This window comes from Treponema sp. B152 (assembly GCF_024181665.1).
In the GTDB taxonomy this organism is placed as follows: Bacteria; Spirochaetota; Spirochaetia; order Treponematales; family Treponemataceae; genus Treponema_B; species Treponema_B denticola.
This window is the reverse complement of the sequence record NZ_CP058668.1, coordinates 2264758-2280164: the sequence shown is the minus strand read 5'-3', so window position 1 is coordinate 2280164 and position 15407 is coordinate 2264758. Positions and strand designations below refer to the sequence as shown.

The 15407-nt window shown below is 31.6% G+C and carries 11 protein-coding genes; all 11 read left to right on the top strand.

Annotated elements, in window-relative coordinates:
* Nucleotides 1–28: 28 nt before the first annotated feature.
* Complete coding sequence (locus HYB91_RS10730; RefSeq protein WP_253719511.1) at nucleotides 29–1312, top strand: clustered-type lipoprotein; 1284 nt, start codon at nucleotides 29–31, stop codon at nucleotides 1310–1312.
* A gap of 11 nt (nucleotides 1313–1323) precedes the next feature.
* On the top strand, nucleotides 1324–2511 hold the full coding sequence (locus HYB91_RS10725) for a clustered-type lipoprotein (RefSeq protein ID WP_371922097.1): 1188 nt from the start codon (nucleotides 1324–1326) through the stop codon (nucleotides 2509–2511).
* A 10-nt stretch (nucleotides 2512–2521) separates the two neighbouring features.
* Entirely contained in the window at nucleotides 2522–3823 is a 1302-nt protein-coding gene (locus HYB91_RS10720; protein ID WP_253719509.1) for a clustered-type lipoprotein, read from the top strand.
* A 55-nt stretch (nucleotides 3824–3878) separates the two neighbouring features.
* Nucleotides 3879–5027 carry a hypothetical protein gene (locus tag HYB91_RS10715; protein WP_253719508.1) on the top strand — a complete coding sequence of 383 codons (1149 nt, stop codon included), beginning with the start codon at nucleotides 3879–3881 and terminating at the stop codon, nucleotides 5025–5027.
* Nucleotides 5027–6292 (top strand): hypothetical protein, encoded by a 1266-nt coding sequence (locus HYB91_RS10710; protein ID WP_253719507.1) that lies wholly within the window; start codon nucleotides 5027–5029, stop codon nucleotides 6290–6292. Before HYB91_RS10715 ends, HYB91_RS10710 begins: the two co-directional genes overlap by 1 nt.
* A 104-nt stretch (nucleotides 6293–6396) precedes the next feature.
* Nucleotides 6397–7569 carry a hypothetical protein gene (locus HYB91_RS10705; protein WP_253719506.1) on the top strand — a complete coding sequence of 391 codons (1173 nt, stop codon included), beginning with the start codon at nucleotides 6397–6399 and terminating at the stop codon, nucleotides 7567–7569.
* A gap of 32 nt (nucleotides 7570–7601) precedes the next feature.
* The gene (locus HYB91_RS10700; RefSeq protein WP_080612276.1) at nucleotides 7602–8915 is read left to right on the top strand and encodes a clustered-type lipoprotein; all 1314 of its coding nucleotides are present in this window, start codon (nucleotides 7602–7604) and stop codon (nucleotides 8913–8915) included.
* Nucleotides 8881–10698, top strand: coding sequence for a hypothetical protein (locus tag HYB91_RS10695; protein ID WP_002676779.1), 1818 nt, complete (start codon nucleotides 8881–8883; stop codon nucleotides 10696–10698). The genes HYB91_RS10700 and HYB91_RS10695 overlap by 35 nt, the downstream gene beginning before the upstream one ends.
* 6 nt (nucleotides 10699–10704) lie before the next feature.
* Nucleotides 10705–12870, top strand: coding sequence for a peptidase domain-containing ABC transporter (locus tag HYB91_RS10690; protein WP_002676780.1), 2166 nt, complete (start codon nucleotides 10705–10707; stop codon nucleotides 12868–12870).
* 15 nt (nucleotides 12871–12885) lie between these two features.
* On the top strand, nucleotides 12886–14037 hold the full coding sequence (locus HYB91_RS10685; RefSeq protein ID WP_002676781.1) for a beta-barrel domain-containing protein: 1152 nt from the start codon (nucleotides 12886–12888) through the stop codon (nucleotides 14035–14037).
* On the top strand, nucleotides 14001–15404 hold the full coding sequence (locus tag HYB91_RS10680) for a hypothetical protein (protein ID WP_002694074.1): 1404 nt from the start codon (nucleotides 14001–14003) through the stop codon (nucleotides 15402–15404). The genes HYB91_RS10685 and HYB91_RS10680 overlap by 37 nt, the downstream gene beginning before the upstream one ends.
* The last annotated feature ends 3 nt before the right edge of the window (nucleotides 15405–15407 follow it).

Genomic DNA, 15407 nt, shown 5'->3' with positions numbered 1-15407 from the left:
TTATTAAACCCTAAACATGGAGATTATAATGCAAAACAATAAATTAAAACTTATTTTTATCTTAATATTAGCGGCTTTTTTATTTTCGTGTAAAGCTTCTGATACAAAAAGCGGCAGAGAAATGCGAATAGAAAAATTTTCTAAAATGATAGAAAGTAATAAAATATCAGGAGTATCAGGGAAGGGAAAAGAAGATGAGTTTTTAAGCACTCCTTTTGTATTAAATGATTATGATTTGGTATACATTCAAGCATTGTATACAGGGACGAATATAGGAAAAGATAACAGGATTTATTATACCGATGTTGAGGTTATAAAATTCGAAAGAGAAAAAGAAATAGAATGCAGGCAAAAAAGAACGGCTAAAAACGGCAAGGATTTTTTTTATAGTATAAAATATGAGTGGGATAAAATAGCAAAAAAATTCATAAATACAAAATACGAACTTGAGCAAGAGTTAAACATAGGGGTAATTGATGAAAAAATAATAAAAGAACAAGTACACGGGATTGTAATAGAATCAAAAGAAGATCCCGATAAAGAAAGCTTAATACCTATGTTTGAATCATATATGACAAAACTTGATAAAAATGATAAATATCATTATACATATTATGTGTTGGACTATATAAGAGGAAATTTTACAAATTCGGGATATGATGAATATATAGTTTTTTTTACCGATGATTCTAGAAAAGAGATGGAAGAAGCCGGAGAGCATCATCCTAATTTTTATAGTAAGGATGGAAAACTATCTGATATAACATGGAAAAATAATATATGCGATATAGCTTGTTTTATTGTTGAAGGTAGTACATTTAAAAAAGTATATGATATTTATTTTAGAGGCAGTATTTTTTTACCTGCTTATGAAAAAAGTTCAAGCCTATATGGTTCGTTGAATCCGAGACAAATGCCTTATATAACTAATTTCGGTAAACAATTTTTTCAAGGGTGGGTAGCCGACCTTAATCAAAACGGAATAAATGAAATATATATATATTTTCCATGGAAGGGTACTGTACGTATTACTATGGCCGAATTTATCGATAAAGACTTTGAATTTAAGTGTATAGAAATTTTAGGAGATGAATTTAACAATGTAGATTGGCATAAAAAAACTTTTAACGGTAACTATTACAGTATAGAATTGAGAGACGACACCTATGGTATACTATGGTATAAAGAAATCTTTCAATGGAATGAAGATGATGATAACTATTGGCTTCAGTCATGTAATATATCTCCGAATAGGTCATATAAGATGTCATGGGATTGGACTAAAGATGATTGGGTAAATATAAAATATTAGGGGCAATTATTGTGAAACTAAAAATATCTTTAATAATCTTAGCCAGCACTCTTTTATTTTCGTGTACAAAAGAAATAAAAGAATCGGCAGAAGAGCGGAACTCTGTAGTTACAAATGACGTTACTGAAGAAGAACCTCCAATTGTATTAACCGACGAAAACACTCCTAAAACAGAGCTTATACAATTACTGGAAAGCAAAAAAAGACATGCCTGGAGTCTACATAAAATCCAGTTAGAAATAGATATGTACGATGTTCATGGAAATTCGTATGAAGAGTTTGAAAAAAGCGGTATTGACTATCTAAACAGACAAAAAAATACAGAGATAGTCAAAGTTGATTCGGATAATAAAAATATTTATTGTAAACAGACATTAAACCTTCCAAGTGGAAAAGAATTAATATATGATGCTGTTTATACTTTTTATCCATATCCGAAAAATTTTGCTTATACAAATTATGAACTAAGAGATAAACCAATAATAGCATACCGGCATGTACCGGAAGCAAAAAGAGTACATGGAAAAATAACGGAAGCTGCAAAAAACCCAAACAAAAATAAAAATATTAAAATATTTGAAAAATATATAAATAAATATACCAAGGAATACCGGCATAAAACGGGTGACAAACCGTATAAGGTGTTGGATTATGTAAAGGGTAATTTTAGTAATTCAGGAAAAGATGAATATATAGTTTTGTTTACGGCTCCTTTTACTAAATCTGAGTTGGAAGATGGGATATTTCTTTTGGAGTATAGCTATATAAAATATGTCGAGTGTTTTATCATGGAAAACGATAAAGTAATTAAAATGTATAAACTCCCGGGGCATTGGGGGCATGTTGTACCGAGAGATAAAACAAAAATAGATTTGGGCGAGCAATTTTCTTTTGGGTGGATTGCCGATTTTAATCAAAACGGAATAAACGAGATATTTGTTCACCGCAAAGAGGTATTCGGTTCAAGTTTTTTCTCAATAGAATTTATTGATAATAGATTTGTTGAAATACCTATCACTAATCGAGGAGATATTCTTAAATCGGTTGACTGGGAACAATCTAAAATAGTAGTTGAAACTAATCCATTTCGGTCACTGGTATTGGATTCTAAAGATACCAGACCTAAATATTTTGCAGAATATCAGTGGTGTGAAAAAGAGCATTGTTATGTTCTTTTATCAAATAAACAATATAAGTAAGGATGTTATAATGAAAAAAAACAAATTAAAACTTATTTTTATCTTAATATTAGCAGCTTTTTTATTTTCGTGTTCTAAAGAAATTAAAGAACAGAAGCCTGAGGAGACAAAAGTTGAATCATCTGCAAAAATTGAACCGAAAGAAAATGAATTTTTATCAAAGCCCGAATATAACACGCACGTGAAGAGTCCTGAACAAATTAAGGAATTAGAAGAAAAATACAAAAAAAGTAAAACATACGAAGAGAAACTTAAACAGCTTGAAAGAGAGCTTTATAGAAAAGAGGATGTTATTATAGCACAAATTCCTGTAGCTGCAACAGATGCTGATCTTGAACAGAAAAGGGCTATAACAGGCTTGTATGATCATAAAAAAAAGGTTTATAATTATACAAATTTTGAAGAAGTAATAAAAGAAGGAGATAGTTATCACTGCAAACAGAAGGTAAAAACTCAAAACGGCAGAATACTGGATTATAATTTACAAATTAAAAAACCGAAGTTCAGGAAGTATTATGCTGTTTCAGGAATTGAGCTTATGAGTTCTATAGATATAGGTAATATAGACAAAAAAATAATAGAACAACAATTACATGAGGAAATATACGATTTAAAAACTGATGAAAAAAAAGATGAAATGATAAAACTGTTTGAAGATTACGAAAACACACAATATCCTTTATTTAAAGAGGTTGTCCATACGGATTGGGACACGGGAGTCAAAACTAAGGGATATAAACAGTATGATATGAAAATCCTTGATTATGTAAAGGGGAACTTTACAAACTCAGGATATGATGAATATTTTGTTATGTTTTATGAAGATGACCCTGATCCGGAAATATATGATCAATTTATAGAAAGAGTGAGATGTTTTATAGTTTCTGAAGGTAAGATAATTAATGACTATTACATAACTTTTCCTCGCGGAGCTTTTTTTTGGGGTGATTACACACATCTCGATCTTAAAAAATTTGATAATTTTGGTTTTCAATTTTCACAAGGAAGGATTGCCGATTTTAATCAAAACGGAATAAATGAAATATATTTTTCTGTTTTATTTAATATAGAACCGGGCAATGTATTAGTTGTAGAATTTAATGGAAATGAATTTATAACTAATTATATATCTATTGATACCTATGATATAGCCTCTATTGATTGGAATACAAAAATGATAACAGTGAATGCTGTATTGAGTGCCGTTAAAGGCTTTAACGGATGGCAAGAGAAGATAGACACATTTGTTTGGAGTGAAGAGTTAAAAGAATATGTTCTTTTTAAAAGGGTATATGAATATAAAAGATACTAATGGAAAATTTATTTGCATATTATTATAATTTGAATTTACTAACCGGAGGACAAAATTGAAAACAAACAAATTAATCTTTATACTAATTTTCGGATTTTTTTTATTCTCATGCAATCGAGAAAATATAGCTGAGATAAAAGCTGAACTGCCTAAGCCTGAGAAAATACCTGAGCAAATTATCGAAGAAGAAAAACAAAGCAAAATTAAAATTCATCAAGAAAAAATTGATAAACTTATAGAAGAGATATATAATAAAAGCGAATCAATTTGGCCTTATAGCACTGATAATATATTTTCTAACATGAAAACAGTGGATAGATTTTTTGATAAAAATGAGATTATTAATATAACATTCGATGCGGAGAAAAAGGAAGGAGAGATATACTATAAGAAAAACGATAAAAAAAGACTTGAGTATAAAATAACTTATAAAGAAAGTCAAACAGATGATGCTTATTATGTTTCAAAAATTGAACTTATAAGTCAAGTTAATATCGGTAAGATAGATAAAGAAATAATAGAAAAACAAGTCAATGGAAAACTAACAAACCTTTATGGTTACAAAGGTATAGCCGATTATTTTGTAGAATATGAGGCTGAAAATCACCCCTTAGAAAATGATGATCTGTGGTCTACCATCTTATTTTGTGCAGAAGGTAACTTTACTGATTCCGGCAGCGACGAGTATTTGGTTCTATTCCATATTGAAGATGGAGACAGTACGACTTTTAGCACGTTTATAAGTGCAGTAAAAATATTTATAGTACCTAAGTATAAGATAGTTAAAGAATATATTTTACCTGTTAAAGACATTTATTTTTCTCCTGATTTTAAGGCAAAGAATTTCGGATTTGATATTGACTCACATCATCCCCGCTCTTGCTGCCGAGTTGCCGACTTTAACCAAAACGGAATAAATGAGATATATTTTTTCTGTGAGTATGGTTATTATGATGAGAATAATAAATATAAAGAGCATAATTGTTTATTATTTGTGGAATTTGATAAAGATGGTTTTAAAACTAATTATGTTTGCCCGGATAGTTATAATCTGAGTTCTGTAGATTGGGAACAAAAAAGAATTTATATGAAATCAAATAACTATAAAGATGCAGATAAATTTGATTCAGTATTTTCTTGGGATGAAGATTTACAGGAATACGTGCTCTTGAAAAAAACATATGAGCTATGGAGAATGCCTTAATGCAAAGTAACAAATTAAAACTTATTTTTATCTTAATGTTAGAGGTTCTTTTATTTTCGTGTTCTAAAGAGGTTAAAGAACCCGCGGAAGAAAAAAAGCCTGTAGAGGTAAAAGTAGAAACAGTTCAACAGAATGAAGTAAAAAGTGAATCATCTGCAAAAACAGAGTCTCCATCTAAAGAAAGTCAGGCAAAAGAAGAAGCCGATTTAAAAACTAAAAATTTGACAGAAAAATTAGCAGAAGAAAGTAAGACTTATCTTTTAAGAAATCTTAACGGCGGACCAAGCAGCGGATTTATGTCGAGGAGCACTCCATATCGTTCAAATGATGAACATTATTACAAGGAAGGAAGTTTGCTCTTTTATAATTTAAATATAAATGACACTTATGACGAAGTTGTATCAAAACTACGGAAGTTTGGCGTAGACGGATTCTATCCTGCCTCAATAATTATGCCCAAAAAATTGCAAGAACTTGGTTGTAAAGCATATATACCCGATGATTCATCTTATAAAAGAGACTTAAGTAATGATTTTTATATAATTTTCAAAGATAATAAAATAATAAGATTTATAAAATATCAAGCGGAACATACGGCGTTTGAGAAATTTTATAATGCCGGCACTTCTAATAAATTAACCATAGTTGATGATATGAAAACAGATTCAAGCGGCTATGATTATTATAAAAAGGAAATGGGATGTGTTATTTATCATAATCAGCATTACTCACCTACAGCTGTAACTACAGTAATTATGACAAGACTTGGGTATGAATCTTATTTTGAAAAAGCAGATAAAATTGCAGATGAGATTTTTGAATTCGGTGATTTATATTTTTATGGACTTAATATCAAAGATAATATTGAAATAGTCAAACAAAAAATGAATAAACTCAATGTAGATTATGAAGACGACTTCTTTTCTTATCATTCGACTTCTGTAAATCTTGATGATTTTATTTATGCACTTAAAACCAAAAAAAAATCTGATTGGGTTGCCTGTTGCGGAAACAAGATAGTTTTATTGGATGTACATACAGACGAAGAAGATTCATATATTTTAATGCAGTATTTTAAAAGAAAATATCCTCTCATCAGTGCCGACGATCCTTTTTATTATTGTTGCGGCACTATGATGGGCCCTTATATATTTATTTTAAGGCGGCTTGAAGGTTACGACAGTGATAGAAATGAAAAAGATTATTTATTTTCATTAAATCTTGTAAATGCAGGCATATTTAATTATGGAGGAAGTTTGAGATGAATATAACTAAAAGTAAAAAGAGGTTATCTGAAAAAGAATTTAAATCTAAAACACTTGACAACTTCTATATATAGATGTTAAAATCTTAAGGTATGGAGGTTATAGTGAAAAAAGACAAATTAAAACTTATTTTTATCTTAATATTAGCGGTTCTTTTATTCTCGTGTTCTAAAGAGGTTAAAGAACAGAAACCTGTTGAAGGAAAAGTTGAAACATCTGTGAAAACAGAGCTTCCGCCTCAAGAAACTCAGGCAAAAGAAGAAAAAGCGGAAACAAAAGAAGTTATAAACGAAACACCCGCTAAAAAAGCCGAAAAAGAGGGGCTTAGATATCTTTCCGATGAAAAGCACTATATGGCAAAGGGGAGTTTATTATTTTATAACTTAAATATAAACGATACCTATGAACAGGCATTAGCCAAATTAAAAGAGTTCGGAGTTAACGGTTTATATCCTACAGCAATGATGCCTAAAAGCTTACAAGAGATGGGCTGTAAGGCTTACATTCCTGATGATAAGACTTTAGAAGAAGATGCAAGTAATGATTTTTATATAATCTTTAAAGATGACAAAATAATAAGATTTATCAAGTTTTTTGCTTACGATATAGGATTTTATAAATTTTATCTTCCCGATTCAAAAAGAGTTGCCTTTGATGCTCTCGATTTAAAAAAGTCAAGCGGGAAAGGCTATACATATTATGAAACGCCGGATTATGATTCATACACAAAGGAAAATAATGTTATTTATCGAAGCGAGGTATACTATCCGACAGAGGCGACAACCATTATAATGACCAGAGACGGGTATAAAACTTATTTTGAAGAAGCCGATCGAAAATCCGATGATATATTGGAACTTGGAGATTTATATTTTTATGGACTCCACATAAAAGATGATATGGAAACGGTAAAAACAAAACTTGACAGCCATGGTATCATTTATAAAAAGGTATTTTTTGAACCAAAGTCATATCTGTTTGATGACGTTTTGGATGCCGAGTTCAAGTATAGACTAGACGGTGTTGAAAGTACGGATGAAAAGGTTACTGTCTGGGATTATAATGGCAAAGTTATATATTTAAGGGTTTATCCTACTGATGAAGATACATACATATTAATGCATTGTTTTCAAAGAAAATATAAAGTTTTTGAAGGTTTTGGATCACCTACATGGTATGGTACTAAAATGGGTAGATATAAATATCATGTTCGATTAATGAGTGGAAAAGATTTTATGTTTGAAATGTCAGATGAAACTGTATATTATTATTATTAATTATGGAGGGAAAGTATGAAATGGGGGTTATAGTGAAAAAAGACAAATTAAAACTTATTTTTATCTTAATATTAGCAGTTCTTTTATTTTCTTGTACAAAAGAAGTTAAAGAACAGAAACCTGTCGAAGCAAAAGTTGAAACATCTACAAAAATTGAACCGAAAGAAAATGAATTTTTATCAAAGCCCGAATATAGTGCACCCAAAAAGACAGCTGAACAACTTGAAGCGGAAGAAAAATACAAAAAAAGTAAAGAATACGAAGAAAAACTTAAACAACTTGGAGCCGAACTGGATAAGAAAGAAGACATCCTAAGATATAAATGTCCGGTATTTATGAGTATTGATAATCTGGCACAGCAAAAGGCTCCGGCACTTTATAGTCATGCAGATAATCTTGACTTTATTCATTTTTATGAGGTAAAAAAAGATGGTGAATTTTGCTATTGTAAATATAAAGCTCCTACCCAAAACGGAGGAATTCTTGATTATCAGGTTACCTATAAGTGGTATAACATTGAACAGATGTATCTTCCTCTCTCTTATGACCTTTTAAGTGAGACTAATATGGTAAAAATAAATGACGAACTTATAGAAAACCAAGTGCACGGCTCTTTATATGGTATGGAAAACGATGAAAAAAAAGATGAAATGATAAAACTGTTTGAAGATTACGAAAATACACAATATCCTTTATTTAAAGAGGTTGTCCATACAGATTGGGATACAGGGATAAAAACTAAGGGATATAAACAGTATGATATGCGAATACTTGATTATGTAAAGGGGAATTTTACAAACTCAGGATATGATGAATATTTTGTTATGTTTTATGAAGATGACCCTGATCCGGAAATAGATGATCAGTTTATAGAAAGAGTGCGATGTTTTGTAGTTTCTGAAGATAAAATAATTAATGACTACTATATTAGTAATTCCGGCGGTTTTTTTTATCCGGGGCTTAGGTATGATAAACTTTTTGAAGTGAAAGATTTCGGCTTTAAATTTTCACAAGGGTGGATAGCCGACTTTAATCAAAACGGAATAAATGAAATATATCTTGCTGCTTTATTTGATATATACGGCGGAGGACTATTAATTATTGAATATAATGATGGATCTTTTGTTTCCGGTTATGTATATGATAATCGTTACGATATAGTAGGTATTGATTGGTATAAAAAAATGATTATAATAAAAGATAAGTCGAGGAGCGGTGAATGGATAGATGATTATCAATGGAATGAGCAATTAAAAGAATACATTCTTTTAAAACGCGAATATAAATATGAAAAATATGAGGGGGCTGGAGATGAAGAAGGTTTTGGGCCTGGAGTTGGGGCGTGAAGAGTTATTACTGGTAAGAGGCGGAACGGATAAAGAAAAATATAATTCTGTGGGTGAAATTGTAAGAAGAACTAATTTAAAATATGCACAGGATGTTGTGCGTGAAGCGGCAATTTATCGTCCTTATGCAAAAGGAAACTTTGACTATGAAGGCGCAGCAGAAGATGTAACTTGGTGTAACCAATCAAGTTATGACGTAATGGAAGCTACCGGTGTCCATATGGAAGCATTTTATGGAAAACCGAAAGGATATAAAGGAAAAGAAGGGCAAAGAGGCGCCGGATATTGGGTTAATGCAAATACAGCCTGCAAAAATGTTGAAAATTATATAGATAAATATGCAAAAGAATGGGTTAACGCTAAGATAAAGGAGGTTGGACTAACAAATATAGAGGCAGGGTTTGACTATATAGGGCCGAACTCGGTTAAAAATTATAATGAAGCTTATACAAAAAAGTATAACGAGTTATACGCTGAGGGTAAAGCCGATTGTCCTATACAGGAAATTACTGCTGAACAGGCGCAAGATTTGGCAAATCAAGGATATACGGTAGTTGTTATGTGGGAAAATACAAAAACTGATAAAAAAGGAAATAGATATAGCGGACATATTTCGACTGTACGCCCTTATTTCCGGAAAGATGAAGAGGATAAAGGCCCACGAATCTCAAATGTAGGCAGAGAGAATGAACTTAGTACCGTAAGTAAAAGCTTTCAAAATGGATTTGAAGACGGGACTGTTAAATATTACTATGATCGCAATCAAACATTTAGAGCAAATGAAGGCTTTGAGAGATACGGACTTGCTTATAATGACCTAACTAAAAAACAATCTATTTCAATACATGATCCTACTTATGATGAAAATAATTATATAAATTATGGAAAAAGAAAAGCAGAAGAAAATGAATATCTTGGAAAATTAAAAGAAGAAAGACTTGAAGAACTAAAAAATTCTGTTATGTTTTCTGAATTTAGAACAAAAGATGTTGGCTTTCCTTTTTCTATTAAAATGGTTACAAATACGGCCAAATATATAGTTGACAATTTAGATTCTATTGATAAAAGAGCTAAAGAACTAAAAAATAATAACATGACTTTATTATCAATAATAAGAAAAGGAGATAAAAATGTAGATGATGTTCTTTTAGGAAGAATAACAGCCGGTGATTATATTGAACAGAAAAAAGCGGAAAGAGCAGCACAAGAAAAAGCAATAGCCGAAGCCGAGGCAAAACGAATAGCAGAAGAAAAAGCGGCAAGAGAAAAGGCTGAAAAAGAAAGGCTGGAACGGGAGAAAGAAGAGCGGAAGAAAAAAGAAGCTTCCGATAATTCCGATTCTGGCAGAGATTCTAACGATTCTGATGAAAATACTGATGAGTCTATAGATGATCATGACGATAATGGTGAAGAAACAATAACTACTCCGCCTGAAAATACCGGCGATGGAAATCAAACACCTCCTACAGATGGTGACGGCGAAAACCCTGCTCCTCCTAATGAAGACCCCTCTCCCGGAAACGGAGGCGGAGGAGGAAGTAAACCTAAGCCTCCAAAAATTCCAAAACCTGGCGATATGATACCTCTAAGCATCGATACAAACAATGAATATTATTTAGGCTCGTTATACGGCACAAAACCTTTTAGTGCACAAGAATCTAGTGCATTTAATTCTACAATCATAAGTAACGAGTTGTCCGCCTTACAGCCTATAACAAGTTTAAATGTTGCAGGATTCCCTGTAAATGATACTGCAATAAAGACAGAACAGTTTGGGGCGTAGGGAGCCGTGTTTAATAAAAAATCCAATTTAACCGTGGTCTTGCAGCAAGACAGTCAAGACTGCGGTCCTGCCTGTCTTGCAACTCTTTGCAAATATTACGGGAAAAGAATACCTATTTCCTATATACGTAAAATAGCAGGTACAGATAAAACAGGTACATCAGGATACGGAATTGTCCGCGGTGCAGAAGAATTAGGATTTTCATGTCAGGGAGCTTTAAGTCCCGAAAAAGAATTTTCCGAGGATATCGTCTTCCCCATAATTACTCATTTAAAAAGAAATGATTCAGAACATTATGTTGTAATTTTTAAAATTAAAAAAGATAACGTAATTATAGGCGACCCCGCTTCAGGGCTTTTGAAAATACCTATAAACGAATTTAAAAAAGAGTGGAGCGGTGTCTTTTTTGTTTTAACTCCTCAAGAAAAATTTAAGTTAAATAAAGATTCAGGCAGTATTTTAACCCGCTTTTTTTATCTTTTAAAGCCCCATAAAAAAATAGTAGGCGAAGTTCTTACGGCAAGTATACTCTTAAGTTTTTTAGGTATAATTGTCGCTTTTTATTTTCGGTTTTTGGTTGATGAAGTTTTATATTCAGGTACAAAAATAACGCTTAACTTGGTTTCTTTAGGATACCTTGTTGTAATTATTTTTCAAACGCTGTTAAATATTTCGCGTAATCAACTTATGCTTCATATGAGCAGTAAGATGGAAGCTGCTTTAAGTTTTGAATACTTTGACCATGTTCTTCATCTTCCAATGGATTTTTTTACTACACGTAAAACAGGAGAGGTCCTTTCCCGTATTCATGATGTAAATACTATAAGACAGGTTCTGTCTTCTACAGGAATGAATATTATCTTGGACTCCCTAATGCTGGTTGTAGGCGGAGCTTTTTTATGTGCATCGGGCGGAATACTCATGCTGATTGCCGTTATTCCGGTTATTATTTCTGCCGTTGTAATATGTTTTTTTGTGCAGCCATATAGAAGAATGATAAAAGAAAAGGCCGTAATAGATGCCGAAAAATATTCAGGCATGGTAGAGTCCATAAACGGAATAGGAACGGTAAAGGCTCTTTCAAGTGAAGATCTTGCATTTGAGCGAACCGAGGTAAAAATGGTAGATTCCGTAAATAAGGGGATTGAAATAGGTACGCTTGCAAATATAGAAAATGCCGTGCAAATGACTCTCTCACAGCTTGGAACTTTAGGCGTTTATTGGGTAGGCAGTTTTAAAATATTAACCGGAACTATGAGCCTCGGGCAGTTGATAGCATTTTCTATTTTATCGGGATATTTTTTAGGCCCCTTAGGGCGTTTATTAACCTTACAACCCACTTTACAGGAAGCCTTTGTTGCAGCAAACCGTCTTTCCGAAATACTTGATATGCCTATCGAAAAAACAACCTATTCGGGAAAAACTAAAATAGAAAATATAGAAGGTTCTATCGACATTAAAGACCTTTGTTTTGCCTACGGTTTACATGGTAATACATTAGAAAATATTAATTTAAATATAAAACCCGGAATGAAAATTGCTTTTGTAGGAGCCTCCGGTTCAGGCAAAACAACACTTGTAAAACTGCTTATGAAATTTTATAATTTTCAAAGCGGGGAAATCCTTATTGACGGTTTAAATATAAAAGATTTGGAAACCGAATCGTATCGTAAACTTATAGGTTATGTACCTCAAGAAGTTCTATTATTTTCAGGTTCAATTAGAGAAAATATTTTATGGGGAAACGGTTTTTTACCGGAAAATGCTTTGTATTATGCTGCAAAAGTTTCCCGCTCCGATGCTTTTATCAATAAGCTGCCCGATCGTTACGAAACAATTATAGGAGAGCGAGGGGCAACTCTTTCGGGCGGAGAACGGCAGCGTATAGCTTTGGCCCGTATTTTACTTAGAGAACCTAAAATACTGATACTTGATGAGGCGACTGCAAGTTTAGATGCTATTACCGAAAAAGCTATAATGAACACAATTGAAGAAATAATTGAAAATAAAACTACAATTATTGTTGCTCACAGGCTTTCGACAATTATAAATTGCGATAAAATTTTTGTTTTTGATGGAGGTAAAATAAAAGAAGAAGGAACACATAAAGAGCTTATTTTAAAAAACGGAATATATACCGATCTTTGGAATGCTCAAAATACAGGTGTTTAACTTTTATTCTTAACTATGAAACCTATACGCCTTATACATCTTAAAGATTTACGTTATAAACACGAAATATTTTTACAAAAACCGCCTGTAGTTTTAACTGTTTTTATTTACATAATCGGCAGTTTAATGCTGTTTGCTTTTTTATACTGCATATTTGGAAAAATGGAAGAAGTAGTATATGCAAAGGGACAGGTAAGGCCTGTACAAAATATATCATTAGTAAAAAATATAATTGCAGGTGAGATTGTACAAATAAATTATTTGACAGGACAAAAAATAGAAAAGGGTGCAGAACTTGTAAAAATTGATGACAGTATTTATTCGGCAAGAAAAGAAGCTCTTCAAGCCTATTATGATGAAATAAATAAAAAAATTGAAGGACTCAAAGATTTAATTAAAAGTTATCATGCCGATAAAAATCTAATTTCTAAGACAGACAGTTCAACCTATGCACGCTTTAGAGTTTATGTAAATGAAAAAGAAATTTTGACAAAACGTTATAATATGGTGAAAAAATTATGGCTTGAAGCACTTGAATTACCTGCAACAGCAATTCAACAGGCGCAGTTAAGAGAGTTAAAATACAAAGCAGATATGGCAGAGCTGGATTTGACTACTTACAAAAATAAATTTATCAATTCTCTTCTTTCTGAACTGGACAACTTTTTAATAGAGAAAGAAAAAATATACAGCCAATTAAAAGATGCGAATCTTTCTTTAAAAAACACTTGCATTAGATCACCCATATCAGGTTATGTACAAGAAATTTCTTCCTTAAATAAAGGCGATTATATTAATGCAGGACAATCGATTCTTAATATTGTTCCGGATGGAACAGATAACTATAAAATCGAAATCCGTGTTCCTGCAAAAGATGCAGGTAAAATAACGGAAAAAATGAAAATAAAATACCGATTTACCGCATTCCCATATCATGAATTCGGCGGCGGAACAGGGGAAGTGGTTAATATAGAACCGGATTCATTTGTAGCCCGTGATGGTTCGGTCTATTTTGCCGTTACAGGAACTCTCGATAAGAATGTATTACTTGATAAAGAGAAAAAAGAATACTTTGTAAAACCCGGTTTTGAAATTGATGCCCGCATTATTTTAAGAGAGCAAAGTATCTTATGGCATTTTTTAAAAACGATGGATCTTGTATGGTAAAAAAACTTTTTTATATATTTATATGCTGTATATTATCTTCATTATATGCAATTGAATATGAAGAATTTATTGCCGGGGTTTTAACAAACAGTAATGAATATCAAAAAGCTCTTAGTAAATATAATATAAAAAAAACGGCAGCACAAAAAATACAATATAGATGGATTCCTAAATTATCTTTAAAGTTAAACTATATTAGCAATGTGGAGATTAAGACTCATGACCAAATACATGCCTTTACAACAGGTCTCAATTTAAAACAAACCCTGCCTATGGGAATGGGATTAACTTTTAATATTGATAATACATTTGCTTTAAGTAAAATAAAAGGTGCAAAAAATGAATACAGCTCTTCTTCCAAGACTCAATTTTCAATGCCGCTTTATTTTTTTGCTCCGGCTATTTTAAAACCCTATTCAGAGCATGAGTTTTATTTGGGTGAAGATAGTATTAGTTTTGTCGATTTGGAATTACAACGAATAAGAGAAAAAATAATCGCAGAGGCAATATATGTTGCTGTTTCTTATTGGCTTCAAAAAAAGACTATAGCAATTGAAGAAGAAAAGTCACAAATAGATTTACAACTGGGCCTAAATGATGAAGCTTTATGGAAGCAAGGAAAACTTTCTACGCTTGAACTTTCGGAAAGAAATACAAAAAGATATAATAATCAATTAAATTGGTTAAATTCAAAAAAAAGATACCTTCAAATGCTTCATACTTTAAATTTGACAGGGATGAGTGCAGATGCAATGCCTAGTAATATTGAATCTTGGATAAAAAAACTTGAAAGCTATATTTCTCATGAGTATATAAATACCGATACCGAATTTTTACTTAAAAAAAAGCAATTGAAAGTAAATCAATATTATACATTGAAAGAACAGCTTAATCGGCTTCCGTCGTTTATATTTTCATTTACACTTGATCCGGCTTCTAAATCAAAAGGCGGTGTGAAATTTAAAGATACTATTCAAAATTACTGGAAGGCCGAGAAAAGCTGGCTTTTTAATTTTGCTGTTGGAATAAATATTCCGCTGTCTCCACTTGATGAAGTCTATGATATAGATAAGACTACTAAAGAACTGCTTAATTTAAATAAACTGGAAATTGAAGCTCTTAGTATGAACTATCAAAATAAAAAAGAAGTTCATGAAATAAATTTAAATATTTTAAACGAGGTTTGTATTTTAGCAGAAAAGAATAGAGAGAATATACAAAATCGTTTAGCTTCTTCAGAAGTTTTACTAAAACAAGGCTATATAACCGAGATCGATTTTAAAATTCAAAATCTTGATTATCAGCTTTCACAATTAAATAGTCTAAAAGCCAGGCTTGATTATATAATTGAAGTTTTAAATTATTAATAA

Coding starts and splice junctions, on each gene's coding strand:
- HYB91_RS10730 (WP_253719511.1), top strand. CDS start 29: ATGCAAAACAATAAATTAAAACTTATTTTTATCTTAATATTAGCGGCT.
- HYB91_RS10720 (WP_253719509.1), top strand. CDS start 2,522: ATGAAAAAAAACAAATTAAAACTTATTTTTATCTTAATATTAGCAGCT.
- HYB91_RS10710 (WP_253719507.1), top strand. CDS start 5,027: ATGCAAAGTAACAAATTAAAACTTATTTTTATCTTAATGTTAGAGGTT.
- HYB91_RS10695 (WP_002676779.1), top strand. CDS start 8,881: ATGAAGAAGGTTTTGGGCCTGGAGTTGGGGCGTGAAGAGTTATTACTG.
- HYB91_RS10685 (WP_002676781.1), top strand. CDS start 12,886: ATGAAACCTATACGCCTTATACATCTTAAAGATTTACGTTATAAACAC.
- HYB91_RS10680 (WP_002694074.1), top strand. CDS start 14,001: ATGGCATTTTTTAAAAACGATGGATCTTGTATGGTAAAAAAACTTTTT.